This window comes from Azospirillum sp. NS33, assembly GCF_059703765.1.
In genome coordinates this window covers 57,456-84,044 of sequence record NZ_BAAKJB010000010.1, presented here as the reverse complement: position 1 = coordinate 84,044, position 26,589 = coordinate 57,456, and the positions used below count along the sequence as shown (strand labels likewise).

The following is a 26,589-nucleotide window of genomic DNA, read 5'->3' as shown; positions in this document are numbered from 1 at the left end:
TCAGGACACCGTCTTGAGACGCAGGCGCGGCGGCGTGCGCTTGGCGGTCAGCGCTGAGCCGCGGCCCGACATGCTGGGGTTGGTCATGAAGTAGTTGTGGACGTTGAAGGCGTCCGGCCCCGCCTCGGCGCGGGTGTACACGCCGTCGGGCCCCAGCGTCCAGGACTGCGCGTCGTCCTTGAGGTTGGCCACCATGATCTGGTCGAGGACCTGTTCGTGCACCGTCGGGTTCTCCAGGGGCACCAGGGTCTCGATGCGGCGGTCGAGGTTGCGGGGCATCCAGTCGGCCGAGGAGATGTAGACCTTGGCGTGCGGGCTGGGCAGGGCGTGGCCGTTGGCGAAGCAGACGATGCGGCTGTGCTCCAGGAAGCGGCCGATGATGCTGCGCACGCGGATGTTCTCCGACAGGCCCTTGATTCCCGGGCGCAGGCAGCAGATGCCGCGGATCACCAGATCCACCTGCACGCCCTTGCGCGAGGCGTCGTAGAGCTTGTCGATGATCTCCGGGTCGACCAGGGAGTTCAGCTTGACCCAAATCTGCGCGGGCCGGCCGGCCTCGGCGTGGGCGATCTCGGCGTTGATGTGGCGCATGAGCTGCTGGCGCAGGGTGATCGGCGCGATGGCGATCTTCTCCAGCACCTTCGGCGTGGCGTATCCCGTCATGAAGTTGAACATCACGCCCGCGTCGTGGCACAGCGCCGGGTCGCAGGTGAAGAAGGACAGGTCGGTGTAGATCTTGGCCGTGATCGGGTGGTAGTTGCCGGTGCCGAAATGCACGTAGGAGCGCAGCGCCTTGTTCTCGCGGCGCACCACCAGCGACACCTTGGCATGGGTCTTGAGGTCGACGAAGCCGTAGACGACCTGGGCGCCGGCGCGTTCCAGCGCGCGGGCCCAGGAGATGTTGGCCTCCTCGTCGAAGCGGGCCTTCAGCTCCACCAGCGCGGTGACCGACTTCCCGGCTTCCGCCGCCTCCACCAGCGCGGCGACGATCGGCGAGTCCTTGCTGGTGCGGTAGAGCGTCTGCTTGATCGCCACCACCTGGGGGTCGCGCGCCGCCTGGCGCAGGAACTGCACCACCACGTCGAAGCTCTCGTAGGGGTGATGCACCACGATGTCCTTGTGGCGGATCGCCGCGAAGCAATCGCCGCCGAAGTCGCGGATGCGCTCGGGGAAGCGGGCGTTGAAGGGCCTGAACACCAGATCGGGCCGCTCGTCGACGATCAGCTGCTTGGTGTCGGACAGGCCGATCAGCCCGTCCAGCACGAACACGTCGTCGGTGTTGACGTGGAGCTGGTTGCGCAGGAACTCGCGCAGGTCGGCGGCCATGCCGTTGTCCACGGCGAGCCGGATCACGCTGCCGCGGCGCCGGCGCTTCAGCGCGCTCTCGAAGGTGCGGACCAGGTCCTCGGCCTCTTCCTCGATCTCGATCTCGCTGTCGCGCAGGATGCGGAACACGCCGTTGGCCTTGAGCTGGAACGGCGGGAACAGGCGGTCGATGTAGGTGAGGACCGTCTTCTCGAGCTGGATGAAGCGGATGTCCGAGCCGGGCAGGCGGATGAACCGCTCGAGCTGGGACGGCAGCGGAAGCAGCGCATCGAGGTGGGTGCCCTTGACCGGGTCGTGCAGCTGCAGCGCCAGCGAGAATCCCAGATTGGGGATGAAGGGGAAGGGGTGGGCCGGGTCGACGGCGATCGGCGTGAGGATCGGGAAGATGTCGTCGAGGAACTTGGCTTCCAGCCAGTCGCGCTCGGCGTCGGTCAGCTCGTCCGGTTCGACGACGGCGATGCCGGCCTCGCGCAGCGCCTCGCGCAGGACGCGCCACATGGACTGCTGGTCCTGCATCAGGTCGATGATGCGCTGGTTGACGGCGTTGAGCTGCTGCGCCGGCGTCAGCCCCTCTGGGGTCGGCGAGGTGACGCCTGCGGCGACCTGCCCCTTCAGGCCGGCGACGCGGACCATGTAGAACTCGTCGAGGTTGCTGGCCGAGATCGAGAGGAAACGCAGGCGTTCCAGAATCGGGTGATTGGGGTTGGCCGCCTCCCCAAGGACCCGCTGGTTGAAGGCGAGCCACGAGATCTCGCGATTGATGAAGCGGTCGGCCGAGGTCGGCTCGATCTGCGGCGCGTCGATGTCCTGGAGGGCGGTCACGGCAGCCTCGCTGCTGGTTCGGAAATGGGATATGCGTCGGAACGGGCGCGGATGTTAACCCATGTCCGTGACGTTTTGGGGACTCCCGTGCTGCCCCCGCGTGGTGACGCGCGCATGCGCCACACCCGCACCGATCCGGAGCGCCGACCATGAAGACCCTCTACCTCCTGCGCCACGCGAAATCCTCCTGGGACGAGCCGGGCCTGGCCGACCACGACCGTCCGCTGGCGCCACGCGGGCGCATGGCGGCGCCGCTGGTCGGCCGCCACCTGCAGGGCCGCGCCATGCGTCCGGAGCGGATTCTGTGCTCGACCGCCCGGCGCGCCGTCGAGACGGCGGAGCTCGTCGCCGGGGCGCTCGGCGGCGACCTGCCGCTCGACCTGGAACATGGGCTGTATCTCTGTGGTTCCCAGGCCTTGCTGGACCGGCTGCGGACCGTTCCGACGGGGACGGCGTCGCTGATGCTGGTGGCCCACAACCCCGACCTGCACGCGCTGGCGACCCTGCTGGCCGGCTCCGGCGCGGCCGCCGACATGGCCGCGCTGCGGGACAAGTTCCCGACCGCGGCGTGCGCCGCCCTTGCCCTGGACGTCCCGGACTGGGCCGCGCTGGAGGGCGGGACCGGGCGATTGATTGCGTTCGTACGGCCGCGCACGCTGGCCTGAGCCGGCGGAGTGGAGTATGTGAGCCCGTGTGTTGCCGGCGACCGAGGAGACCGCCTTGTCGAGCGATCCGATCTCGAGCGCTCCCCCGTCGGGCGAATCCGTGCCGACCGAGCCCGTGGCGGGCGCGGTGGCCGCGGCGAACGTCCGGACCGGGGAGACCGGCCGGCCACCCGGCGCGGTGGCCCGGGAGGTCGAGCTGAGGCTGCTCCTCGACCCCGCCGACCTGCCCCGCGTCGCCACCCTTGCGCTGCTGCGGGACGGTGCCGAGGGGCCGCCGGCCACCCGGCGCCTGCGCACCGTCTACTTCGACACCGCCGACCACCGCCTGTTCGAGCGCGGCATCGCCTTGCGGGTGCGCGACGAGGACGGGTGCCGCATCCAGGGGCTGAAGACCGTGAACGCCGGCGGCCCCGGCGACTCCGCGGCCATCGCCGTGCGCCGCGAGTGGGAGTGGCCGTTGGACCCCCGGGGCGCGGGGCCGGACCTCGGCCTGCTGTCCACCGGGGACGCCGCGACGCTGGTGCCGGCCGACGCCCGCACCGGGCTGCGCCCGCTCTTCGAGACCGACGTCCGGCGCACCGTGTTCGTGCTGCGCCCCGATCCGCTGACCGCCGTGGAGGTCGCCATCGACGACGGGGCGATCCGCGCCGAGCGGGGCGACATCGCGATCAGCGAGGTCGAACTGGAGCTGCGCTCCGGTCCGGTCGGACGCCTGTTCGACCTGGCGCTGCGGTTGCAGGCCGCCGTGCCCGTGCGCATCGCCACCGAGAGCAAGGCCGAGCTGGGCTACCGCCTGGTCGCCGGGCGGCGACCGGCGGCGGCCGAGGAGGAGCCCCTGGCGCTCTCGCCCCTGACGACCGTCGGCGACGCCTTCCGCCATGTCGTTCGCCATGCCCTGCGCCAGATCCTCGCCAACGAGGCGTGCGCCCTTGCCGACGCCGACCCGGTCGCGGTGCACCGCATCCGGGTCGCCCTGCGGCGGCTGCGCACGGCGCTGCGGCTGTTTTCCGGAGTCATCGCATCGGGCGAGGAGGCGCGGCTGCGCGCCGAGACGCGCTGGCTGTCCGACCACCTTCGGGACCTGCGGGCGTGGGACGTGGCGCTGGGCTGCGCCGTCGTCCCCCTGGCGGCGGCCGACCGCCCGCCGCCAGGGCTGGCGGCGCTGGAGGCGGCGGTGCGCGCGGCGCGCCGCGGGCCGGTGGAGAAGGCTGCCGCGGCGTTGCTCGCGCCGCGCAGCACGGCGCTCGTCCTGGCGCTCGGGGCGTGGCTGGAGGAGGGGCGCTGGCACGGCGCCGCCGACGCCGCGGGCCGCGCCGCGCTGGAGCGGCCGATGGCGGATCTGGCCGGCCCCTGGCTGGGCGCCCGGCACGAACGGGCCCGCAAGGCCGGCAAGGGCGCCGACCCGTCGTCCGGGGTGGCCGGGGAACGCCTGCGCCGCCGGCTGCGGCGGCTGCGCTACACCGTCGGCTTCTTCCGCGGCCTCTACGCCGCGCCCGCGGTCCGTGCCTACGCCGAGCCCCTGGACGCCGTCCTCGCCGCCCTCGACGCCCGCCACGACGCGGCGGTGGCCCGCAAGGTGCTCTCCCGTCTTGCCCCGGGCCGTGAGGCGGACGACGCGCTCGCGGCGGCGGTGCGCCGTCTCGACCGGGACTCGGCGCGCCAGCGCAAGGGGTTCGCCGTGGTGTGGAAGGCGTTCCGGGAGGCGCCGGCGTTCTGGGGGTGACACCCCCCGTCCGACGCGCCGCGCCGGGCGGCGCTCCAGCCCGACGCGCCGGGCGGCGCGTCAGCCCGCCTTGAGCCGCCGCGCGGCGTCGAGCGCGGCGTAGGTCAGCACCGCGTCGGCGCCGGCGCGCTTGAACCCCACCAGGGTTTCCATCATCGCCGCCTCGTAGTCCAGCCAGCCGTTGGCGGCCGCGGCCCTGAGCATCGCGTACTCGCCCGACGTGTGGTAGGCGAAGGTCGGCGCGGCGAAGCTCTCCTTCACCCGCCGGACGATGTCGAGATAGGGAAGCCCCGGCTTCACCATGACCATGTCCGCCCCTTCCTGGAGGTCGAGCATCACCTCGCGGAGCGCCTCGTCGCTGTTGCCGGCGTCCATCTGGTAGGTGCGCTTGTCGCCTTTCAGGAATCCGCCGGAGTTCACCGCGTCGCGGAACGGCCCGTAGAAGGCCGAGGCGTATTTGGCGGCGTAGGCGCAGATCCGGACGAGGTCGTGCCCCTGGGCGTCGAGGTGGTCGCGGATGGCGCCGATGCGGCCGTCCATCATGTCGGAGGGGGCGACGATGTCGGCCCCGGCCTCGGCCTGGGACAGCGCCTGGCGCGCCAGCACCTCGACCGTGTCGTCGTTGACGATGCGGCCGTCGCGCAGCAGGCCGTCGTGGCCATGGCTGGTGTAGGGGTCGAGGGCGACGTCGCCCAGCACCCCGACCCCCGGCACCGCCGCCTTCACGGCGCGGATCGCCCGGTTCATGAGGTTCCCGGGGTTGTAGGATTCCGCGCCGTCCAGCGACTTCTTCGTCGCCGGCACCACCGGGAACAGGGCGACGCACGGGATGCCCAGGTCACCGGCCTGGGCGACCGCCTCGACCAGGCGGTCGATGGTCATCCGCTCGACGCCGGGCATCGAGGCGACCGGCTCGCGGCGGTTCTCGCCCTCGATCGCGAAGACCGGCCAGATCAGGTCGTCGACGCTCAGGCGGTGTTCGGCGACGAGGCGGCGGGTCCAGGCGTCGGCGCGGTTGCGGCGCAGGCGGGCGCGCGGGAAGGCGCCGGTCGTCGGATGGGCGGGGGAGGTCATCGTGCGGGCTTCGTCGGCTGCGGAAATGAAGTGGCCGGATCCTACGCCCATTGCCCGCGTCGGCTCAAGGCGCTGCGGCCCTGCGGAATCCCGTGTCCTGCGCCGTCAGAACCCAGCGGAGCCCGTCGCGCCGGTAGCGGCTGAGCAGGCCGCCGGTGAAGGCCGCACCCTCCCAGGAGCGCACCTCGAAGGCGATGTCCGGCGGGTCGATGGCGATCAGGTTGTAGGCGTTGGCCTCGTTGCGCAGACGGGTGGAGGTGGCGGTCGACGCCTGCGCCACCAGGATCGAGCGCGCCACCTGGGTGTGGAAACTCATGATGTCGCCCGAATAGGCGCGGTGGAGATGGCCGGCCAGCATCAGGTCGACGCCGCTGGCCTCGAGGGTCGAGAGGGCGAGACGGTGGCGGCCGACCAGCCGGGTGCCCGGGGCGTCGGGCGGCGGCAGGAACGGGTGGTGGGTGAAGAGGACCTTGAACACCGACGGGGGAAGGTCGCGGAACACCTCGTCGACCCGGGCGATCTGCGCCTTGTTGACGCGGCCATGCGAGAAGTCGAGGATCACCGAGCGCGCCGTGTTGAGGCCGAGCACGGCGATCTCGTCGTCGACGTGCAGCGGGCTGAGATCATGGGAGATGTACCGCTTGTAGTAGCGGAACGGATCGGTGAAGCGTCGAAGCACGTTGTACACGGGAATGTCATGGTTTCCCGGCACCACCAGATAGGGGAACGGCAGGCGCTGCAGGAACGTCCGGGCCTCCTCGAAATGACGGCGCTGCGCGCGCTGCACCAGGTCGCCGGAGATCACGACCAGGTCCGGCTTCTGCTCCATCAGGTCGCCGATCAGGCCGTCGACGACCGCCGGGTTGATGCGGCCGAAGTGCAGGTCGGAAATGTGGGCCAGGATCTTCATGACGGGCGTCCTCGGCGGCTCGTTGGCGTGGGCAGGGCGGTGGCGTCTGCCGGAGCCGCCACGGTTCCGTTCCTGGGCATCACAACTCGCCGGGCCGCCGGCGGTTCCCGGCGCAAGCGCGGCCGTACCGGCGGGAGCGGAGCGGTGGCGCCGTGCCTGGGAAGATGTGCGCGGCCGGTCGGCACGGCAAGCAACCGTGCGCGCGCCGGAGTCGGGGCGCCGAATCCTCCCGATTCGCCCGGTCATGCCACCAGGACAGGACATGACGAAACCGAAACGTTCGTAAGCCTCGATGGGTTTGGCGGTTCTCGGCCGGGATCGCCGCGGGGAATGGGCAGCATTATGTCCAATGGGTGACACATGGTCACAGAAAGCGGCTTTTTTCGGCATTAATGGGATGATTGCCGGCCAATGATCGGTTAATCTGTTCTTAAGGTGCCCGCATGGCCCCCTCACGGGGCTTGCCTACGGCGTGGGGGCCTTAGGTACGAGCCAAAGGAGACCGCGGTGCGCAAACCCTATTACGAGAGCATTCTTCTGATCGAGCGGCTTCACCGCCACTTTCTCGAGGTGTTGAAGACGGAATTGGATCGCCTGGGCATCCAGGATATCAACAACGTGCAGAGCCTCATCCTCTACAACATCGGTGAGGACGAGATGACCGTCGGCGAGTTGACGGCGCGAGGCTATTATCTCGGTTCCAACGTGTCATACAACGTGAAGAAGATGGTCGAGAACGGCTATCTCGGTCAGGAGCGCTCGCCCCACGACCGCCGGTCGGTGCGGGTCCGCCTGTCCGACAAGGGCCTCGACCTGCGCGAGAAGATCAGCCAGATGTTCGAGCGCCACCTCCAGGCGCTGGAGAAGGCCGGTTTCTCCGACGAGGAGCTGGTCAAGGCCAACGATACGATGCGCAAGCTCGAGCGCTTCTGGTCGGCGTCGCTCGACTACAGCGGGTTTCCGCTGACCTCCGCCGCCTGACGGCGGCCCGAAACCCGGTCTCCTTATCTCCGCCCGGCCGCATCATCGCCGGTTCCCCGCGCGCGCCACGGGCGGCGCGGGGATGGCTCGCCAGACGGCGGCAGTCATCAGACCGCGTTGGACGTGGAGAACCCCGTCCCCTTCCGGCTCTCCGGCCGTCCCTCACCCGTCCACCACCCCGCCTGCTCCCCGCCCCGCCGGTCGACCGCCGCGTCCCGGGCAAGAGTCCCGTCCGCTCTGCCGGTGGCGTGCCGTTCGGCGCCACCCGGCCGCCGGCGACGGATGGCCCGGCCGCATGACTTGTTGATCGGTCTGCTGAACAGTATAGAATACAAACTGTGGAGGGGGCCTCGATCGGCGGCGCGCGCGGTGCCGCCGGGCGTGTGGTGGGCCGATGGGACCGGACGCAGCGTTCGGGGAGGGCGATGGCCGACGACGTCATCCTGGAGACGCGGGCGCTGACGAAGGAGTTCCGCGGCTTCGTTGCGGTGCGCAACGTGGACCTGCGGGTGCGGCGCGGCACCATCCATGCCTTGATCGGCCCCAACGGGGCCGGCAAGACGACCGTTTTCAACCTTCTGACCAAGTTCCTCCAGCCGACCGGCGGGCGCATCGTCTATCGCGGCCGCGACATCACGGCCATGCGGCCGGCCGACGTGGCGCGCCTGGGGATCGTCCGCTCGTTCCAGATCTCCGCGGTGTTCGCCCATCTCACGCTGCTGGAGAACGTGCGGGTGGCGCTGCAGCGGCCGCTCGGCACCTCGTTCCATTTCTGGACCCCGGAGCGGGCGCTGACCGCGCTCGACGGGCGCGCGCTGGAGCTGCTCGACGCGGTCGGCCTGGCGGACCATGCCGGGTCCCTGGCGGCCGAGCTGCCCTACGGGCGCAAGCGGGCCCTGGAGATCGCGACGACGCTGGCCCTGGAGCCGGAGATGCTGCTGCTGGACGAGCCGATGGCGGGCATGGGGCACGAAGACATCGGGCGGATCGCCGCGCTGGTCCGGGCGGTGGCGCGCGACCGCACCATTCTGATGGTCGAGCACAACCTGAGCGTCGTCGCCGACCTGTCCGACACCATCACCGTGCTGGCGCGCGGCGAGGTCCTGGCGGAGGGACCCTACGCCGTGGTGTCCCGCGATCCCCGGGTGATGGAGGCCTACATGGGGACCGACGCCGCCAGCTCCCCCGCCGCCAGTTCGCCCACCGCCGGCCCCGACGCAGGGGAGGCGGCCCGTGCCTGATGCCGTCCGGGACTCCGCCGCGGTGACCGGGGAGGCGATGCTGGAGGTGGCGGACCTCCACGCATGGTATGGCGAATCCCACGTCCTGCACGGCGTCAGCCTGGCCATTCCCCGGGGTGAGGTGGTGACCCTTCTGGGGCGGAACGGCGCCGGCAAGACCACCGCGTTGCGCTCGATCATGGGCATCGTTCCCCGCCGCCAGGGGACGATCCGGATGGAGGGCCGGGAAACCATCGCCCTGCCGCCGCACCGCATCGCCCGCCTCGGCCTCGGCTTCGTGCCGGAGGAGCGCGGCATCTTCGCCAGCCTGGACGTGGAGGAGAACCTGCTGCTGCCGCCCAGGCTGCGCGACGGCGGCATGGACCTGGAGGAGATCCTCGGGCTGTTTCCCAATCTGCGCGAACGCCGCCGCAGCCAGGGCACGCGCCTGTCCGGTGGCGAGCAGCAGATGCTGGCGATCGCGCGCATCCTGCGCACCGGGGCGACCCTGCTTCTGCTCGACGAGCCGACCGAAGGATTGGCCCCGGTGATCGTCCAGCAGATCGGCGCCCTCATCCGCGCGCTCAAGGCGAAGGGATTCACCATTCTCCTGGTCGAACAGAACTTCCGTTTCGCCGCGACGCTGGCCGACCGCCACTACGTCATGGAGGACGGGCGCATCGTCGACATGATCCCGAACGACGCGCTGGCGGCCAACATGGGCCGCCTGCACGAGCGCCTCGGGGTGTGAGGGCCGCGCCGGCCGGGACGCGACCCCGGGGCACCCGGGTCGACGCCAGCCGGATCGGCGCCAACAGATCAACGGCACGCACGCCAACAGGATTCAGGGAGGACAGGACATGATCGCACGCATACTGGCGGGGGCCGCGCTGGCCGCGCTGTCGGCCGGCGCCGCTCAGGCGCAGGTGTCCGGAGACGTGGTGAGGATCGGCGTGCTGAACGACCGCTCCGGCCTCTACGCCGACCTGGGCGGCGAAGGGTCGGCGGTGGCCGCCCGCATGGCCGCGGAGGAGATGGGCGGCAAGGTCGCCGGCAAGCCGGTGGAGGTGGTGGTCGCCGACCATCAGAACAAGGCCGACATCGGGTCCAACATCGCCCGGCAATGGATCGACCGCGACGGGGTGGACGTCATCGCCGACGTCCCCAACTCCGGCGTCGCCCTCGCGGTGCAGGAAGTCACCCGGGACAAGAAGCGGATCTTCCTGGTGTCCGGCGCGGCCACCGCGGCGCTGTCCGGCAAGTCCTGCTCGCCCTACGGCTTCCACTGGGCCTACGACACCACCGCGCTGGCCCGCGGCACCGGCAACGCCATGGTCAAGGAAGGCGGCAAGACCTGGTTCTTCCTGACCGCCGACTACGCCTTCGGCCATCAGCTCGAGGCCGACACGGCGGCCGTGGTGACGGCCAACGGGGGCGAGGTCGTGGGCACCGTGCGCCACCCGCTGAGCACCCAGGACTTCTCCTCCTTCCTCCTCCAGGCGCAGGGGTCGGGCGCCAACGTGATCGGCCTCGCCAACGCCGGCGGCGACACCATCAACTCGATCAAGCAGGCCTCGGAATTCGGCATCACCCAGGCCGGCCAGCAGCTCGCCGGCCTGCTCCTCTTCCTCACCGACGTCCACGCGCTGAGCCTGGAGAAGGCGCAGGGGCTGATGCTCACCACCGGGTTCTACTGGGACATGGACGACCAGACCCGGGCGTGGTCGACCAAGTTCGAGGCGACGACCGGCGCCAAGCCGACCATGGTGCAGGCCGGCGTCTATTCCGCGGTCAAACACTACCTGAAGGCCGTGGAGGCCGCCGGAACCGACGACGCCGACGCCGTCGCCAAGCAGATGCGGACGCTGCCGGTCAGCGACATGTTCGCCCGCAACGCCAAGATCCTGCCCAACGGGCGGATGATCCACGACATGTATCTGGCCCGGGTGAAGGCGCCCTCGGCCTCCACGGGGGCCTGGGACTACTACGAGATCGTCCGCACCATCCCCGGCGCGGACGCCTACGCCTCGGCCGCCGAAAGCGGCTGCCCGCTGGTCGCCGGCGCCCAATAGGCCGCCTGTTCCCCCGCATCCGGCCGGCCGGCCGGATGCGGGGCTCCTTCATGACCCGGGGAGGCGCCGACCGTGTTCGCCCAGATCTTCGGCATTCCGCCGCAGGTGCTGTTCGGGCAGCTTCTGCTCGGGCTCATCAACGGCTCGTTCTACGCCCTGCTGAGCCTCGGGCTGGCGGTCATCTTCGGCATGCTGAACGTCATCAACTTCGCCCATGGCGCCCTCTACATGCTGGGCGCCTTCGTGGCGTGGCTGTTGCTGACCTACGCCGGGATCGGCTATTGGCCCTCGCTCCTGCTGGCCCCGCTCATCGTCGGCGCCTTCGGCATTGTCCTGGAAAAGACGATGCTGAGCCGGCTCTACAAGCTCGACCACCTCTACGGCCTGCTGCTGACCTTCGGGCTGGCACTGATCGTCGAGGGCATGTTCCGCCACTGGTACGGCGTGTCGGGGCAGCCGTATCCGATTCCCGCCGCCCTCCAGGGCGGGCAGAACCTCGGCTTCATGTTCCTGCCCAACTACCGCGCCTGGGTGGTGGTGGCCTCGGCGCTGGTCTGCCTGGGCACCTGGTTCGTGATCGAGCGCACCCGACTCGGCGCCTATCTGCGCGCCGCCACCGAGAACCCGGTGCTGGTCCAGGCCTTCGGCATCAACGTGCCGGTGATGATCACCCTGACCTACGGCTTCGGGGTGGCGCTGGCCGGCTTCGCCGGGGTCCTGGCGGCGCCGATCTATTCGGTCAACCCGCTGATGGGGGCCAACCTCATCATCGTTGTCTTCGCCGTGGTGGTGATCGGCGGCATGGGCTCGATCCTGGGTGCCGTGGTCACCGGGTTCGGCCTCGGCATCCTGGAGGGCCTGACCAAGGTCTTCTACCCCGAGGCCTCCAACATCGTCATCTTCGTGGTGATGATCGTCGTCCTGCTGATCCGCCCGGCGGGACTGTTCGGACGCGAGAGGTAGCATGGTGACCCAGACCGAAGCGGTGCAGCGGATGGCCGGCGGGCGCAGGGCGGCGGGGCCGGCGCTGCGCTGGCTGGGCGGGGCGGCGCTGCTGGCGCTGCTGCTGGCGGCCCCGTTCCTGCTCTACCCCGTGTTCGTGATGAAGGTGCTGTGCTTCGCGCTGTTCGCCTGCGCCTTCAACCTGCTGATCGGCTTCGCCGGGCTGCTGTCCTTCGGCCATGCGGCGTTCTTCGGCGGGGCGGCCTACGTCAGCGCCCACGCCGTGAAGGTGTGGGGTCTGACGCCGGAGCTGGGCATCCTGCTGGGCACGGCGGCGGCGGCGGCGTTGGGGCTGGTGTTCGGCTGGATCGCCATCCGCCGTCAGGGCATCTATTTCGCCATGATCACCCTGGCGCTGGCCCAGATGGTCTTCTTCCTGGCCCTTCAGCTTCCGTTCACCGGCGGCGAGGACGGCATCCAGGCGGTGCCGCGTGGCCATCTGTTCGGGGTGATCGACCTCAACGCGCCGCTGGCCATGTACTACACGGTGCTGGCGGTGTTCCTGACCGGCTTTGCGGTGGTGTGGCGCACCGTTCACTCGCCCTTCGGCCAGGTGCTCAAGGCGATCCGCGAGAACGAGGCCCGGGCGGTGTCGCTGGGCTATCGGGTGGAGCAGCACAAGCTCCTGGCCTTCGTGCTCTCGGCGGCCCTGGCCGGGCTGGCCGGGGCCACCAAGGCGCTGGTGTTCCAGCTGGCCAGCCTGACCGACGTGACGTGGCAGATGTCGGGCGAGGTGGTGCTGATGACCCTGCTGGGCGGCATGGGCACGCTGTTCGGGCCGGCGGTCGGCGCGACCCTGGTGGTCACGCTGCAGAACTACCTCGCGGCGACCCAATGGCCGGTCACCGTGGTGATCGGCGCCATCTTCGTGGTCTGCGTGCTGCTGTTCCGCCGCGGCATCGTCGGTGAGATCGCCCACCGGCTGGGGGCGCGAACGACGTGAGGGCGGCGCCGCGTCACCGCGCCGCGGTGTCCGCGCACAAGGTGGCGATGGCCCGGTGCAGATCGGCGTAGTGGCGGAACACGGCGCGCTCGGCGTCGCTCGCCGCCGGCTCGGGGGCGTAGAGCACGCACCGGATGCCGGCGGCGGTCGCCGCCTGCAGGCCGACGTCGCTGTCCTCCACCACCACGCAGTCGCCGGGGCTGACGCCCATGCCGGCGGCGGCGGCCAGGAACAGGGCGGGGTCCGGCTTCCACCTGCCGACCTCGTAGGCGCTGTAGACGCGGTCGCCGAAGTGGTGGCGCAGCCCCGTCGACTCCAGCGCCGCCTCGATCTTGGTGCGCGGCGCGTTGGAGGCGACGCACACCGGGACCGCCATCGCCTCCAGGGCTTCGGCGACTCCCTCGAAGGCCCGCAGCTCGGTCCGGTAGAGCTCGGCCACATGGCTGCGGTAGGCCGGGACGAAGCCGTCGGGCACGGCGATGCCGTAGCGCTCGCCGAGTTCCTTCACCACGGCGTCGAGCCGCCAGCCGCGGTAGGCACGCCGCATCTCGTCGCTGGTCAGGTGCAGCGTGTCCAGCAGCTCGCAGAACCCGCGCGCGTTCAGCACCTCGCTGTCGACGAGCGTGCCGTCCAGGTCGAAGATGACGCAGCGGGGCAGGGGGGGTGGTGTCATGGGCCGTTCGCCGGTTGCGGAATCGGTGGACGGCCGCGGCCGTCCGTCTGCGGTATGGTGATCCCGGCCCGGCTTGTCAAACCCTGTCCGGTCAGGTCAGCTCCGAGCGCAGCAGGTTGCGGCCGACCTGCTCCAGGTGGGCGCGCATCCGGCGGCGGGCCTGGTCGGCGTCGCGGTCGGCGATGGCGGCGACGATGCCGTCGTGCTCGGCGAAGCTGTGATGGTCGGCCGGCGGCCGGTCGCGGCCGGCCCGCAGGCGCCCCCAGGTGACGGCGCGGCGCACCGCGTTCAGGGTGTCGAGCAGCGCCAGCAGCAGGCCGTTCTGGGTCGCCTCGGCGATGGCGCGGTGGAAGCGGTTGTCCAGGTTCTCGTACTGGCGCCAGGTCGCGGCCGAGCGGGCGCGGGCCAGGCAGGTGCGCATCTCCGCGACATGGGCGGGCGAGGCCATGATCGCCGCCTGGGCGGCGACCTCCGGCTCCAGCAGCAGGCGGGTGCGCATGACCTCCGCCGGGCTGGTGTGGCGGGCCATCGCGGCGACGTCGGCGTGGTTGTCGAGCGGCCGGTTGCCGACGAAGGTTCCCTTGCCGACGTGGCGCCAGATCTGGCCTTCCTGCTCCAGCACCGCCAGCGCCTTGCGCAGCGCCGGGCGCGGCACGCCCAGCCGCTCGCTGAGCTCGCGCTCCGGCGGCAGGCGGCTGTCGAACGGCAGCTCGACGGCCGCGAGGAAGGCCCGCAGCTGGACCAGGGCGGCGTTCTCACCGTTGCTCATCTGCGCGCACCATCGTGGACCAATCACAAAATTGGTTATGCTCAAGTTCGCGGCGACGCGCAAGAGCCACGTGGCGGATCCTCGCCAAACTGTGTTGTAGGCCAATCGTTGGCTTGACCGACGATCGAATCTGCTCCATACCAATATCAAATTGGTACGGATTGGCGCCCGGCCGCGAGGCGGGCGACCAACGCCGCCGGGGCCGAACCGGGCCGCACATGGGGAGGAGAGATCATGTTCGCATCAGCCGTCCGCCGCGCGACGCGGCGCAGCCTGTTCCGCCGCGCGCTCGTCATGGGCGCGGCCGTCGCCGTGGCGGCCAGCGTCGGCCTGGCGCCGGGCGCCGCCACGGCCGCCGGCACCGTGCGGGTCGCCTTCGGCGACATCGCCTCGGTGGAATCCCTGCACTTCCTCATCGCGCTGGAGCGCGCCAAGGAGCGGGGCGTCGACGTGGCGGTGACCTACTTCAAGTCCGAGGACATCGCCGCCCAGGCGGTGGTGGGCGGCCAGGCCGACATCGGCGTCGGCGCGCCCTACGCCCTGGTGCAGAAGGTGAAGGCGCCGATCCGCTTCTTCTACCAGATGAGCACGCTGAACTTCTATCCCATCGTCAACACCGCCAAGTACAAGGAGTGGAAGGATCTCGACGGGCAGGAGATCACGGTGCACTCGCGCGGCTCCGGCACCGAGGCGATCATGCGCCTGATGGCCGACAAGCACGGCATCGCCTACAAGAACATCAGCTACGTGCCGGGGTCGGAGGTGCGGGCCGGGGCGATGCTGCAAGGCACGATCGACGCCACCATCGTCGACAGCACCAACCGCCGGATCCTGATGGACAAGGCGCCGGACACCTTCGCCGTGCTGCCGATGGACGGCGTCAGCGCCACCGACGAGGCCCTCTACGCCAACACCGACTATCTCACCCGCGAGATGGACGTGGTGGAGATCCTGGTGGAGAGCCTGCTGACCACCTGGCGGGAGGTCAACGCCGCGCCGGATTCGGTGGCGGGGCTGCGGACCAAGCACAACCTGCTGCCCGACCTGCCCAAGGAGCTGGTGGCCGACATCCAGCCCTATTACCGCGAGGCGGCGGAGAGCGGCATGCTGCCGTTGAACGGCGGCGGCGCGGCGGCGGTGCAGGACGATTTCGCCTTCTACACCCTGTCGGGCCAGCTTCAGGGGGAGGCCGGCGCCCTCGCGGTCGCCGATTTCTGGGACCTGCGGCCGCTCGACGCCGTGCTGGCCAAGATCGGACGGAAGTAGCCGGCCATGAGCTCCACCGTGCACGACCCGGGAGCGGCGCCGTTCGCCGCCTCCCGGATGGGGCGCGCGGTCGCGGCGGGCGCCGCCGCCGGCGGCGCGCTCGCCTGGCGCCTCGCCTCCATCGCCCTGTTCTGCCTGGTCTGGGAGGTCGCCGGCCGCATCCCCGTCAGCTACGCCTTTCCCACCGTCACCGCCACCGCCGGCGCCTTCGCCGCCATGGTGGCCGACGGCAGCCTGCCCGCCGCCTTCGCCACCACCCTGCTGCCCCTGGTCATCGGCGTCGCCATCTCCGCCGTGCTCGGGGTGAGCGTCGGCGTGCTGATGGGGCTGCGCCGTGGCGCCGAGTGGATCGGCGCGCCGGTGTTCATCGTCCTGCAGGCCGCCCCGATGGCCGCCCTGATCCCGCTGGTGACCTTCGTCTACGGCATCGGCCTGACCGCCAAGGTGCTGGCGGTCTGCCTGATGGCCCTGCCGGTGATCGCCCTGAACGGCTACAAGGCGGTGCGCAACGTCAACCCGTCCCTGCTGGCGATGGCCCGCTCGTTCCTCGCCTCCCCCTGGCGGCGGGTGGTGCGCATCGTCATCCCCGACGCCAGCCCGGTGATCTTCGCCGGTCTGCGCCTCGGCGTCTCGGCCGGCTTCATCGGCGTGATCCTGGCGGAGCTGCTGATCACCCCGACCGGCGTCGGCGACCTCATCACCTATCACCGCTCGATCGCCAACTACGCGGAAATGTACGCGTCCATCGCCTCGATCATCGTCTTCTCCGCGGTCACGCTGGCCGTGCTGCAGCGGGTCGAGGTGGCGCTCTTCCGTCCGGAAAAGAAGGGAATCTGAGCCCATGGGAGCGGTCCGCCGCATCGACCCGGCCCGCGCCGGGCGCCCGCACGCCGCCGCCGCCGACGCCGTCGTCCAGGTCCGCGGCATCACCAAGCGCTACGGCGGCTCCATCGAGGCGCTGAAGGACATCGACCTCGACATCGCCCGCGGCAAGCTGACGACGCTGCTCGGCCCCAGCGGCTGCGGCAAGACGACCTTGCTGAAGATCATCGCCGGCCTGCTGGAGCCGACGGCGGGGGAGGTGCTGGTCAACGGCCGTGCGGTGCGCGGCCCGGGGCCGGAGCGCGCCTTCGTCTTCCAGGACTTCGCCCTGATGCCCTGGGCCACCGTCATCGCCAACGTGGCCTTCGGGCTGGAGATGCGCGGCGTGGCCAAGGCGGAACGCCATGACACGGCGCGCCACTGGATCCAGGAGGTCGGGCTCGCCGGCTTCGAGGAGCGCTACCCGCATGAGCTGTCGGGCGGCATGCGCCAGCGCGTCGGCCTGGCCCGTGCGCTGGCGGTCAGCGCCGAGGTGCTGCTGCTCGACGAGCCGTTCTCGGCCGTGGACGAGCAGACCCGCCGCAAGTTCCAGGAGGACCTGCTGCGCCTGCGCCACCAGGAGAACAAGACCTTCCTGTTCGTCACCCACTCCATCGAGGAGGCGGTCTACCTGTCGGACGCCATCGTCATGCTGTCGCGCCGCCCGGGTCGCATCAACCAGGTGATCGAACCGGCGATCGACCGCGCCGGCTCGCCCGACGAGATCCGCCGCGACCAGCACTACCTCGACACCGTCGAGGAGATCTGGCACAGCCTGCGCGACTTCGTGGAATGAGGGGGGCGTCATGACCGTGCTGGGAGTGCGCGTGCCGATGATGGCCTCGCTCATCGTCTGGTGCGCCCTGTGGGAGGTGGTCGGCCGGCTCGACCTGATTTTCCTGGTCCCGCCCTTCACCGGCGTGCTGGCCGCCACCTGGGAGCTGGTGAACACCGCCACCTTCCAGAGCGCGACGGTCACCACCTTGTGGGCGTTCGCCCTCGGCATGGGGCTGGCGGTGTCCATCGGCGTGCCGCTCGGGCTGCTGATGGGGCGGGTGCCGGCGGCCGACCGGCTGCTCGGCATGTGGGTCAACGTGTTCGTCTCGGCGCCCCTGTCGGCGCTGGTGCCGGTGCTGATGATCCTGTTCGGGATGGGCGAGACGACGGTGGTGGCCACCGTGTTCCTGTTCGCGGTGTGGATCATCGTGCTGGACACCCGGGCGGGCGTGCAGCACGTTCCGCCCTCGCTGGTGGAGATGGCCCGCAGCTACGGCGCCAGCCGCCGCCAGCTCCTGATGCGGGTGGTGGTGCTGTCGGCCCTGCCGGAGATCCTCGCCGGCATCCGGCTGGGCATGATCCGCGGCGTCAAGGGGGTCGTCATCGGCCAGCTTCTCATCTCGATCATCGGCTATGGCGAGCTGTTCGAGCTGTATTCCCGCAACTTCCTGATGGAGAAGTTCTGGGCGCTGACCATCCTGATCTTCGCCTTCGCGATGCTGGTCGCCGAAGGGGTTGGACTGCTTGAAAAGAAAATCGAATACTACGCTGGAGTGAGACAATGACCGTCATGGACAAGGCCGTCGCCTACGTCGTCGAGCCGCAGCCGCTGCCGGCGCTGCCGGTGCAGGGCGAGGCCGGGCTGTTCCCGGTGCACCGCATCTACTGCGTCGGCCGCAACTACGCCGACCACGCGATCGAGATGGGGCACGACCCGAACCGCGAGCCGCCCTTCTTCTTCCAGAAGAACCCGGACAACCTGCTGCTGGGGGCCGAGTTCCCCTATCCCGACGCCACCAAGGACGTCCACTACGAGATCGAGATGGTGGTGGCCCTGGGCACGGGCGGCCGCGACATCCCGGTGGACCAGGCCATGGCCTGCGTCTACGGCTACGGCGTCGGCCTCGACATGACCCGGCGCGACCTGCAGGGCGAGATGAAGAAGCTCGGCCGGCCGTGGGAGATCGGCAAGGCGTTCGAGCACTCCGCCCCGTGCTCGCCGCTGGTGCCGGCCTCGGCCATCGGCCACCCCGAGAGCGCGGCGGTGTGGCTGGACGTCAATGGGACGCGCCGCCAGACCGGCGACATCAACCAGATGATCTGGAAGGTGCCGGAGATGATCTCCTACCTGTCCGGCCTGTTCGAGCTGCGCCCCGGTGACCTCATCATGACCGGAACCCCGGCCGGTGTGGGCGCCGTGCAGCGCGGCGACGTCATGACCGGCGGCGTGGCGGGGGTGGGCGAGCTGACCGTCACGGTGGTGTGAGCCGGGACCGCCCCCCGGGTCCGGCGGTCGGCCGGGCCGGGGGGCGCGGGTCCGTGACGTCCTGGACGCCGGCGACGGCACCCCCGCCAAGGTCGGGACCGCCGTCAAGCGGCGGTTCGGCATCCCGCCCACGGGCGTGCGTCCCCGCGCGCCGCGCCGTACCATGCCCGCCTGACCGGGGACCGGCGGGCGCGAAAGGGGGAAGGGGTGGATGCGGATGCGGATGCGGATGCGGTGATTCTCTACGCCGCTGGCAGCCTGGCGGCGGCGCTGGGCGCGCTGGCCGACCTGCACCGCCGGGCGACGGGCGAGGCGGTGGCGGCCCGATTCGGGCCGTCGGGCACCCTGAAGGCGCGGCTCGCCGCGGGGGAGCGGGCGGACCTCTTCGCCTCCGCCGACCTGGAGCATCCGGCGTCCCTCCACGCGGCCGGGCGGGCCGGGCCGGTGCGTCCGTTCGCCGGCAACGCGCTCTGCGCCCTGGTGCGGCCGGCCCTGGCGGTGACGCCGGAGACGCTCTTGGACCGGATGCTCGACCCGGCCGTGCGCGTGGGGATCTCCACCCCGGGCAGCGATCCGGCCGGCGACTACGCCTGGGCGCTGTTCGGCCGCGCCGACGCGGTGCGGCCCGGCAGCGCCGACGCCCTGCGCCGCAAGGCCCGGGCGGTGGCCGGCGGGCCGGGCTGCGCGCCGCCGCCGCCCGGCCGCTGCGTCTACGCCTGGCTGCTGGAGCGCGGGACGGTCGACCTGCTTCTCACCTACCGGACCAACGCCGCGCTGGCGGTCGCCGAGGCGCCCGGGCTGGGCGTCGTGGCGCCGCCGCCCGCCCTCGCCGTCGGCGCCACCTACGGGCTGGTGGTGCTGACGCCCCGCGGCGAGGCCCTGGCGCGGCGCATCCTCGGTCCCGACGGGCAGGCGGTGCTGCGGCGGTACGGCTTCGCGGCAGCCTGACGGCGCGGCTCAGCGGGCGTAGGCGGCCGGGGCATGGCCGTCCTGGAACGCGGCCAGCGCAATCGCGGCGCAGGCCTCGGCGTCGGACAGGGCGTCGTGGTGGTTCAGGCGGATGCACAGGTGGCGGCAGACGTCGGGCAGCCGGGTCGGCCGGAGGTCCCAGGCGGCGCGCGCCATGCGCACGGTGCAGGCGAAGCGGTGCGGCGGCGGCGCCAGCCCATGGGCGGCGCAGCAGGCGTGGAGGACGCCGCGGTCGAAGGGCGCGTTGTGGGCGACCAGCACCTCGGCGCGCGCGAGCAGCGGAAGAAGGTCCGGCCAGACCCCGGCGAAATCGGGCGCGGCGCGGCAGTCCTCCCAGGTCAGGCCATGGATGTGGGTGAACAGGAAGCGGGAGCGGGGAGGGCGGATCAGGCGCGACACGCGCTGCGCGATCCGTCCCTCCTCGACCAGCACCACCGCCACCGCGCACGCGCTGTCGCGGCCCTGGTCGGCGGTCTCGAAATCGATGGCGGCGAAGGTGATCATCGCCGCCACCCTACACCGGGCGGTGCCGCCCTGTCCCGCTTACGACGGTGCCCGGCGGCGCAGCTTCAGGGGGCCTTCCGGCTCGCTCTGCATGTAGGCGGTCAGCAGGCGGCCCAGGCACTCCAGGGCGTCGACGTGGGTGCGCTCGTAGCCGTGCGAGGCGTCGACGCCGAAGCACACCAGGGCGGTGCGGATGTCGTTGCCGGCCTCGATCGCCGCCGCGCTGTCGCAGCGGTAGTGGCGGAAGACGTCGCGCTGGTGGTCGATGTCGTGGTCCCGGCACAGCCGCAGCAGGGCGTGGGTCAGGGCGTAGTCGAACGGCCCGGTGGAATCGGCCATGGCGATGGTCACGCCGGTCTCGCGGCTGTTCTGGCCGGGGGCGGGCGTGCCGTTGTCGACGGTCACCATCTCGGCCACGTCCTGGTGCAGCACGTTGGAGGCGCCGGACCCGACCTCCTCGGAGATGGTGAACAGCACGTGGCAGTCTACGGGAAGGCTGACCCCGGCGTCGACCACCGCCTTGACCGCCGCCAGCACCGTGGCGGCGCCGGCCTTGTCGTCGAGGTGGCGGGACACCAGGTAGCCGCTGTCCATGAACTCCGGCTGGGGGTCGATGGCGACGATGTCGCCGACGTTGACGCCCAGCGCCGCGAGGTCGGCAGCGGTGTCGGCGCGCTCGTCGACCCGCAGCTCGATGTTCTGCCAGTTGGTGGGCTGCTCGTCGATCTCGTCGCCGTAGGTGTGGCCCGACGCCTTCAGGGGCAGGATGGTGCCGCGGCAGCGGCCGGTGTCGGTGAACACCGTGCACCGCGCCCCCTCGGCGAAGCGCGAGGACCAGTGGCCGATCGGCACCACCGCCAGCCGGCCGTTCTCCTTCAGCGCCTTGACCTGGGCGCCCAGGGTGTCGACATGGGCCACGATGGCCCGGTCGGGCGAGTACTGGCGCCCGGACAGGTTGGCGCGGATCGCGCCGCGCCGGGTCATCTCGAAGGGAACCTTCAGCCGCTCGAGCTGGCCGCAGACGTACCGCACCGCCTCGTCGGTGTACCCGGTCGGGCTGGGGATCGACAACAGGTCGCGCAGGGACGCCAGCAGGTAGTCCTTGTCGATCGGCAACGGCTGCGGCATCAGGTCATACCTCGTGTCTGTGGAAACAGCAGGTCGACGAACCGCTCCGCGGTGGGCTGCGGTTCGTGGTTGGCGAGCCCGGGGCGTTCGTTGGCCTCGATGAACACATAGGTCGGTTTGTAGGGCGCGTCGACCAGCAGGTCGAAGCCGACCACCGGGATCGCCAGCGCCCGTGCCCCCGCCACCGCGACCTCCACCAGCTCCGGATGCAGGCGGTCGGTGACGTCGTGGATGGTGCCGCCGGTGTGCAGGTTGGCGGTCTTGCGCACCGGCAGGACCTCGCCCTCCGGAAGGACGTCGTCGAGCGTGTAACCCGCGGCGCGGACGCAGCGTTCCGTCTCCGCATCCTGGGGGATGTGGCTCTCGCCGCCGGTGGCGGCGGCACGGCGGCGGCTTTGCGCCTCGATCAGCGCCTTGACCGTGTGCTGCCCGGTGCCCGTCACCTCGGCCGGGCGGCGCACCGCGGCGGCCACCACCTTGTAGTCGATGACGATGATGCGCAGGTCCTGGCCCGCGCAGAACCGCTCCAGCAGCACGATGTCGCAGTGCTGGCGCGCCTCGGCGATGGCGCGCTCCATGCTGTCGGCGTCGCGGACATCGACCGTGATGCCGCGCCCCTGCTCGCCGCGCGCCGGCTTCACCACCACGCTGGCGTGCTTGGCCAGGAAGGCGGCGTTGCTGTCGGCGTCCGCCGCGGGCTGCTGGTCCGGCACCGACAGCTCGGCCCGCTCCAGCACGCGGCGGGTCACCGCCTTGTCGTCGCAGCGGCTCATCGCCACCGCCGTGGTCAGCTCCGACAGGCTTTCACGGCAGACGATCGACCGGCCGCCCGCCGACAGGCAGAAATAGCCGGCCTCGGCGTCCAGCACGTCGACGTTGATGCCGCGCCGGCGCGCCTCGTTGACGATGATGGTGGCGTAGGGGTTCAGGCGCTGTTCCGGCGGCGGGCCCATGAAGAGGTGCTCGTTGATGGAATTCTTGGTCTTCAGCGCGAAGGCGGGGATGCGGCGGAAGCCCAGCTTCTCGTAGAGCGCGATGGCGTTCGCGTTGTCGTGCAGGACGGAGAGGTCCATGAACGAGCGGCCACGCGCCTGGAAATGCTCGGCCAGCGTGCGCACCAGCGTCTCGCCGACTCCGGGGTAGGCGGCCTGGGGGTCGACCGCCAGGCACCACAGGGAGCTGCCGTGCTCCGGGTCGCCGAAGGCGCGGCGATGGTCGACGCCCATCACCGACCCGATCACCGCACCGGCCTGGTCGGTGGCGATGAACATGGTCAGCGTGCGGCTGTTGCGGCTGTTGACGATGAAGGAGGGATCGACCTGCACCATCCGGCGGCTGCCGTAGATCCGCAGCACCCCCTCGGCGTCCTCCCGGGTGCGCAGGCGGCGCACCGTGTACCCCTTGGGCCGCCGCCGGCTGGGCCGGTACTCGTTCAGCCACAGGCGGAAGGTGTGGGAGGGGTCGAGGAACAGCTCCTGGGGTGCGCGCGACAGGGCCACGTGGGGGTCCTGCAGGTAGAGCCCGATGTCCCGCCGCCCTGGCTCCTCGGCCCGCAGCGTGGTCACGAGGTGGTCGAGATCCGCGAAGGTGTGGGCGAAGATCAGGCGGCCCCAGCCGCAATCGACGACCGCGTTGGCCTGGTACTCGGCCTCGGCGTCCTCGACCACCGTTCGGCCGCGGCGCAGCCGGTTGAGGGTCGGGCTGGCGTTGCGCTCCAGACGGTGCTGGTGGGCACGGACGAGAGACATGGCGGGCCTCCTCGGCGGATTCTCAGACACGGTGTTCCTGGAGCCAGAGTTCCAGCAGGGCGACCTGCCACAGCTTCGACCCGCGCAGCGGGGTGATGTGCTGCTCGGGGTTGGTCAGCAGGCGGCCCAGATAGTCCGGCCGGAACAGCGCGCGCTCGCGCGCCGCCTGGGTGTTGAGCGTGTCGCGGACGAGGTCGAGGAAGGGGCCGCGCAGGTACTTCAGCGCCGGCACCGGGAAATAGCCCTTGGGGCGGTCGATCACCTCGTTGGGGATGACCCGCCGCGCCCCCTCCTTCAGCACGTACTTGCCGCCGTCGGCCACCTTCAGCTCGGCCGGCACGCGCCCGGCCAGCTCCACCAGCTCGTGGTCGAGGAACGGCACGCGGGCCTCCAGGCCCGCCGCCATGGTCATGTTGTCGACCCGCTTGACCGGGTCGTCCACCAGCATCACCGTGGTGTCGAGGCGCAGCGCCTTGTCCACGGCGCGCTCCGCGCCGGGCCGGGCGAAGGCGTCCTCGACGAACGCGCGGGCGTGGTCCTCGCCGACGAAGCGGGGGTCGAGCGCCTCCGCCATCTCCGCGTGGTCGCGGTCGAAGAAGACCCGGGCGTAGTCGGCCACGGGATCGCGACTCTCCAGCAGCGGCGGGTACCAGTGGTAGCCGCCGAACACCTCGTCGGCGCCCTGGCCCGACTGGACCACCTTCACGTGCTTGGCCACCTCCTGCGACAGCAGGAAGAATCCGATGTTGTCGTGGCTGACCATCGGCTCCGACATCGCGCGGATGCAGTTGGCCAGCTCCGGCAGGGCGCGGGTGCTGTCGACGAAGATGCGGTGGTGGTCGGTGCCGAAGCGCTCGGCCACGATGTCGGAGTACTGGAACTCGTCGCCGCGCTCGTCGCCGACCGTCTCGAAGCCGATGGAGAAGGTCTTGAGGCCGGTCTGTCCGGCCTCCGCCAGCAGGCCGGTGATCAACGAGCTGTCGAGGCCGCCGGACAGCAGCACGCCGACCGGCACGTCGGCCACCAGGCGGCGCTCCACGGCGCGGCGCAGCGCCGCCAGCACCGCGTCCTGCCAGTCCACCGCGGTCATTCCGGCGTCCTCGGGCCGCGGGCCGAACACCGGGCGCCAATAGGTGGTCTCGCGGCGCGTGCCGTCGGGCTCCACCGTCATCAGGGTCGCCGGCGGCAGCTTGCGCACGCCCTTGAGGATGGTGCGGGGCGCCGGCACCACGGCGTGGAAGCTCATGTAGTGGTGCAGCGCCACCGGATCGATGTCGGTGTCGATGCCCCCCGCGGCCAGCAGCGCCGGCACCGAGGACGCGAAGCGCAGCGCCCCGTCCACCTCGGCCAGATAGAGCGGCTTGATGCCCAGCCGGTCGCGGCCGAACAGCACCCGGCCGCTGTCGCGCTCGGCGATGGCGAAGGCGAACATGCCGTTCAGGCGCTGCACGAAATCCGCGCCCCACGCATGGTAGGCCTTCAGCAGCACCTCGGTGTCGCCGCCGGAGAAGAAGCGGTAGCCGAGGCCGATCAGTTCGTCGCGCAGGTCGCGGTGATTGTAGATGCAGCCGTTGAAGACGATGGCGAGGCCGAGGACGCTGTCGACCATCGGCTGCTGCGAGGCCTCGGACAGGTCGATGATCTTCAGCCGTCTGTGGCCGAACGCGACGCGCCCTTGCGCGAACACGCCGTGCCCGTCGGGACCACGCGCCGCCATGCGCGCGCACATCGCCTCGACCGCGGACACGCTGGGGGCGTGCCCGTTGCGAAGCGAAATCTCACCGCTGATACCACACATCGGCTGTCGAGCCTCCTCGTTGGTTTAGGACGAAGGGGCGCTCGACCCGGAATTGGGCCAAACACCTGGGCAGGAACAACAACGTTCCATGCCGCGGGTGAGCGACGGCGGGGCGAAAAAAAAGAGCCGGACGGCTCGTGTCGGCCCCGCGCGGCCACAGGGCATGTCGCTCGGTCGCCCTTCGCGATGGCGAAAGGCCCGGCTAAAATAGGCGTAGAAGCCTCCGACGTCCACCGATCTGAGGTAGTGAAATCCCGCTCCGTGCGACGCCGGCTCTCCGGACGGGGTGGCCGGGTACACAAAAGGACATGGCTTGCCGACAAAATAGGCTAAAATGCATAATTGCTCACAAAATGAGCACATCGATAACCCGGTGACCAGACAGGCCGGCCCGCGGCGGCGGCGCGCGACGGCGCCGCGGCCCTGGTGTGACGGGAGTTGCCACGAGTCGCCGCTCCACCGATCCGAAGTTGGCACCAAGTTTGCGTTTTACCCCCCGTCCGAGACATCCACCCGGTAAGAGGGGACAAAACATGAGCATGAAGGCGCTGGGGCTGAGGGGGTTGGCGCTGGGCGGCGTCGTTGCCGCCGCACTGACGGCGGGCGTCGCCACGGCGGCGGAGCCGATCAAGATCGGCGTCCTGCACTCGCTGTCCGGCACGATGGCGATCAGCGAGACGACGCTGAAGGACACCGTCTTGATGATGGTCGACGACCTGAACAAGAAGGGTGGTCTGCTCGGCCGTCCGGTCGAGGCGGTGGTGGTCGACCCCGCGTCCAACTGGCCGCTGTTCGCCGAGAAGGCGCGCGAGCTGATCCAGAAGGAGAACGTCGCGGCGGTGTTCGGCTGCTGGACCTCGGTGAGCCGCAAGTCGGTTCTGCCGGTGTTCGAGGAGCTGAACGGAATGCTGTTCTACCCCGTGCAGTACGAGGGCGAGGAGTCCTCGCGCAACGTCTTCTACACCGGCGCCGCGCCGAACCAGCAGGCGATCCCGGCGGTGGAGTACCTGATGGGCGAGGACGGCGGCAGCGTGAAGCGCTGGGTGCTGGCCGGCACCGACTACGTCTACCCGCGCACCACCAACAAGATCCTTGAGGCCTTCCTCATTTCCAAGGGGGTGCCCAAGGACGACATCATGATCAACTACACGCCGTTCGGCCATGCCGATTGGCAGACCATCGTCGCCGACATCAAGCGCTTCGCCTCGGCCGGCAAGAAGACGGCGGTGGTCTCGACCATCAACGGCGACGCCAACGTCCCCTTCTACAAGGAACTGGCGAACCAGGGCATCAAGGCCACCGACATCCCGGTCGTCGCCTTCTCCGTCGGCGAGGAGGAGCTGGCCGGCATCGACACCACCAACCTGGTCGGCCACCTCGCCGCCTGGAACTACTTCATGTCGGTCGACACCCCGGAGAACGACGCCTTCATCAAGAGCTGGCACGGCTTCATCAAGGACGAGAAGCGCGTGACCAACGACCCGATGGAGGCCACCTACATCGGCTTCAAGATGTGGAGCCAGGCCGTGATGCAGGCCGGGACCACCGATGTCGACGCGGTGCGCCAGGCCATGTACGGGCAGGAGGTGCGCTCGCCGTCGGGCTACGACGTGGTGATGAACACCAATCACCACCTCTCCAAGCCGGTGATGATCGGCGAGATCCAGGGCGACGGTCAGTTCCAGATCGTCTCCCAGACGGACGAGGCCATCAAGGCCGCGGCCTGGTCGCCCTTCATCCCGGAGAGCGCCAAGCTGACCGCCGACTGGACCTTCCCGTGGGTCTGCGGCAACTGCGCCGAGCCGAAATACGCGAACTGACGCCCGGCTGACGGGATGCGCCGGGTTCCCCCAGGGACCCGGCGCGTCCATC

24 protein-coding genes are annotated in these 26,589 nt (G+C 70.6%); 15 read left to right on the top strand and 9 right to left on the bottom strand.

The window, feature by feature from the left end; translation table 11 throughout:
* A complete protein-coding gene (locus tag AC6H2I_RS11225; protein WP_497500714.1) occupies positions 1 to 2,148 on the bottom strand; it encodes an RNA degradosome polyphosphate kinase in 2,148 nt (715 codons plus the stop codon).
* 149 nt (positions 2,149 to 2,297) lie between these two features.
* Here AC6H2I_RS11225 and AC6H2I_RS11220 point away from each other — a divergent pair, with 149 nt between their 5' ends.
* Both AC6H2I_RS11220 and AC6H2I_RS11215 read left to right on the top strand, forming a co-directional pair.
* On the top strand, positions 2,298 to 2,813 hold the full coding sequence (locus AC6H2I_RS11220; protein WP_497500713.1) for a SixA phosphatase family protein: 516 nt from the start codon (positions 2,298 to 2,300) through the stop codon (positions 2,811 to 2,813).
* 100 nt (positions 2,814 to 2,913) lie between these two features.
* Positions 2,914 to 4,536 carry a CYTH and CHAD domain-containing protein gene (locus AC6H2I_RS11215; RefSeq protein WP_497500712.1) on the top strand — a complete coding sequence of 541 codons (1,623 nt, stop codon included), beginning with the start codon at positions 2,914 to 2,916 and terminating at the stop codon, positions 4,534 to 4,536.
* Between the two features lie 60 nt (positions 4,537 to 4,596).
* Here the strand turns inward: AC6H2I_RS11215 and hemB are convergent, their stop codons facing one another.
* Both hemB and AC6H2I_RS11205 read right to left on the bottom strand, forming a co-directional pair.
* Positions 4,597 to 5,610 (bottom strand): porphobilinogen synthase, encoded by a 1,014-nt coding sequence (hemB, locus tag AC6H2I_RS11210; protein WP_497500711.1) that lies wholly within the window; start codon positions 5,608 to 5,610, stop codon positions 4,597 to 4,599.
* Between the two features lie 64 nt (positions 5,611 to 5,674).
* Positions 5,675 to 6,520 (bottom strand): metallophosphoesterase family protein, encoded by an 846-nt coding sequence (locus tag AC6H2I_RS11205; protein WP_497500710.1) that lies wholly within the window; start codon positions 6,518 to 6,520, stop codon positions 5,675 to 5,677.
* A gap of 507 nt (positions 6,521 to 7,027) precedes the next feature.
* Between AC6H2I_RS11205 and AC6H2I_RS11200 the strand changes: the two genes are divergently transcribed.
* The 6 genes from AC6H2I_RS11200 to AC6H2I_RS11175 all read left to right on the top strand — a co-directional run bounded on the left by AC6H2I_RS11200 (position 7,028) and on the right by AC6H2I_RS11175 (position 12,738).
* Positions 7,028 to 7,501, top strand: a complete 474-nt coding sequence (locus AC6H2I_RS11200; protein ID WP_497500709.1) for a MarR family winged helix-turn-helix transcriptional regulator — start codon at positions 7,028 to 7,030, stop codon at positions 7,499 to 7,501.
* A 425-nt stretch (positions 7,502 to 7,926) separates the two neighbouring features.
* Positions 7,927 to 8,742 (top strand): ABC transporter ATP-binding protein, encoded by an 816-nt coding sequence (locus AC6H2I_RS11195; protein ID WP_497500708.1) that lies wholly within the window; start codon positions 7,927 to 7,929, stop codon positions 8,740 to 8,742.
* 37 nt (positions 8,743 to 8,779) lie between these two features.
* Positions 8,780 to 9,472, top strand: coding sequence for an ABC transporter ATP-binding protein (locus AC6H2I_RS11190; RefSeq protein WP_497500796.1), 693 nt, complete (start codon positions 8,780 to 8,782; stop codon positions 9,470 to 9,472).
* Positions 9,473 to 9,581: 109 nt separating this feature from the next.
* Entirely contained in the window at positions 9,582 to 10,793 is a 1,212-nt protein-coding gene (locus tag AC6H2I_RS11185) for an ABC transporter substrate-binding protein (protein ID WP_497500707.1), read from the top strand.
* Between the two features lie 72 nt (positions 10,794 to 10,865).
* A complete protein-coding gene (locus tag AC6H2I_RS11180; protein WP_497500706.1) occupies positions 10,866 to 11,756 on the top strand; it encodes a branched-chain amino acid ABC transporter permease in 891 nt (296 codons plus the stop codon).
* Positions 11,757 to 11,787: 31 nt separating this feature from the next.
* Positions 11,788 to 12,738, top strand: a complete 951-nt coding sequence (locus tag AC6H2I_RS11175; protein ID WP_497500795.1) for a branched-chain amino acid ABC transporter permease — start codon at positions 11,788 to 11,790, stop codon at positions 12,736 to 12,738.
* 13 nt (positions 12,739 to 12,751) lie between these two features.
* Here AC6H2I_RS11175 and AC6H2I_RS11170 read toward each other — a convergent pair whose 3' ends face one another.
* Together AC6H2I_RS11170 and AC6H2I_RS11165 are read right to left on the bottom strand one after the other, a co-directional pair.
* Positions 12,752 to 13,411, bottom strand: coding sequence for an HAD-IA family hydrolase (locus AC6H2I_RS11170; RefSeq protein WP_497500705.1), 660 nt, complete (start codon positions 13,409 to 13,411; stop codon positions 12,752 to 12,754).
* Positions 13,412 to 13,502: 91 nt separating this feature from the next.
* Entirely contained in the window at positions 13,503 to 14,180 is a 678-nt protein-coding gene (locus tag AC6H2I_RS11165) for a FadR/GntR family transcriptional regulator (RefSeq protein ID WP_497500704.1), read from the bottom strand.
* Between the two features lie 234 nt (positions 14,181 to 14,414).
* On the opposite strand from AC6H2I_RS11165, the gene AC6H2I_RS11160 reads away from it, so the two are divergent.
* From AC6H2I_RS11160 to AC6H2I_RS11135, 6 genes are all read left to right on the top strand, one after another.
* Positions 14,415 to 15,446 (top strand): ABC transporter substrate-binding protein, encoded by a 1,032-nt coding sequence (locus tag AC6H2I_RS11160; RefSeq protein WP_497500703.1) that lies wholly within the window; start codon positions 14,415 to 14,417, stop codon positions 15,444 to 15,446.
* 6 nt (positions 15,447 to 15,452) lie between these two features.
* A complete protein-coding gene (locus tag AC6H2I_RS11155) occupies positions 15,453 to 16,283 on the top strand; it encodes an ABC transporter permease (RefSeq protein WP_497500702.1) in 831 nt (276 codons plus the stop codon).
* A gap of 4 nt (positions 16,284 to 16,287) precedes the next feature.
* Complete coding sequence (locus AC6H2I_RS11150; RefSeq protein WP_497500701.1) at positions 16,288 to 17,103, top strand: ABC transporter ATP-binding protein; 816 nt, start codon at positions 16,288 to 16,290, stop codon at positions 17,101 to 17,103.
* A 10-nt stretch (positions 17,104 to 17,113) separates the two neighbouring features.
* Positions 17,114 to 17,869 carry an ABC transporter permease gene (locus AC6H2I_RS11145; protein WP_497500700.1) on the top strand — a complete coding sequence of 252 codons (756 nt, stop codon included), beginning with the start codon at positions 17,114 to 17,116 and terminating at the stop codon, positions 17,867 to 17,869.
* Positions 17,866 to 18,570 (top strand): fumarylacetoacetate hydrolase family protein, encoded by a 705-nt coding sequence (locus tag AC6H2I_RS11140; RefSeq protein WP_497500699.1) that lies wholly within the window; start codon positions 17,866 to 17,868, stop codon positions 18,568 to 18,570. Before AC6H2I_RS11145 ends, AC6H2I_RS11140 begins: the two co-directional genes overlap by 4 nt.
* Before the next feature lie 234 nt (positions 18,571 to 18,804).
* The gene (locus AC6H2I_RS11135; protein ID WP_497500698.1) at positions 18,805 to 19,518 is read left to right on the top strand and encodes a substrate-binding domain-containing protein; all 714 of its coding nucleotides are present in this window, start codon (positions 18,805 to 18,807) and stop codon (positions 19,516 to 19,518) included.
* Between the two features lie 9 nt (positions 19,519 to 19,527).
* On the opposite strand, the gene AC6H2I_RS11130 is transcribed toward AC6H2I_RS11135, so the two are convergent.
* The 4 genes from AC6H2I_RS11130 to AC6H2I_RS11115 are packed head-to-tail and all read right to left on the bottom strand — an operon-like array spanning position 19,528 to position 24,717.
* Positions 19,528 to 20,043, bottom strand: a complete 516-nt coding sequence (locus tag AC6H2I_RS11130) for an exonuclease domain-containing protein (RefSeq protein WP_497500697.1) — start codon at positions 20,041 to 20,043, stop codon at positions 19,528 to 19,530.
* A gap of 39 nt (positions 20,044 to 20,082) precedes the next feature.
* The gene (locus AC6H2I_RS11125; RefSeq protein WP_497500696.1) at positions 20,083 to 21,171 is read right to left on the bottom strand and encodes an osmoprotectant NAGGN system M42 family peptidase; all 1,089 of its coding nucleotides are present in this window, start codon (positions 21,169 to 21,171) and stop codon (positions 20,083 to 20,085) included.
* Positions 21,171 to 22,919 (bottom strand): N-acetylglutaminylglutamine synthetase, encoded by a 1,749-nt coding sequence (gene ngg / locus AC6H2I_RS11120; protein WP_497500695.1) that lies wholly within the window; start codon positions 22,917 to 22,919, stop codon positions 21,171 to 21,173. The genes AC6H2I_RS11125 and ngg overlap by 1 nt, the downstream gene beginning before the upstream one ends.
* Positions 22,920 to 22,941: 22 nt before the next feature.
* The gene (locus AC6H2I_RS11115; RefSeq protein ID WP_497500694.1) at positions 22,942 to 24,717 is read right to left on the bottom strand and encodes an N-acetylglutaminylglutamine amidotransferase; all 1,776 of its coding nucleotides are present in this window, start codon (positions 24,715 to 24,717) and stop codon (positions 22,942 to 22,944) included.
* A gap of 533 nt (positions 24,718 to 25,250) precedes the next feature.
* Here AC6H2I_RS11115 and urtA point away from each other — a divergent pair.
* Positions 25,251 to 26,537, top strand: a complete 1,287-nt coding sequence (urtA, locus tag AC6H2I_RS11110; protein ID WP_497500693.1) for an urea ABC transporter substrate-binding protein — start codon at positions 25,251 to 25,253, stop codon at positions 26,535 to 26,537.
* Positions 26,538 to 26,589 lie beyond the last annotated feature (52 nt).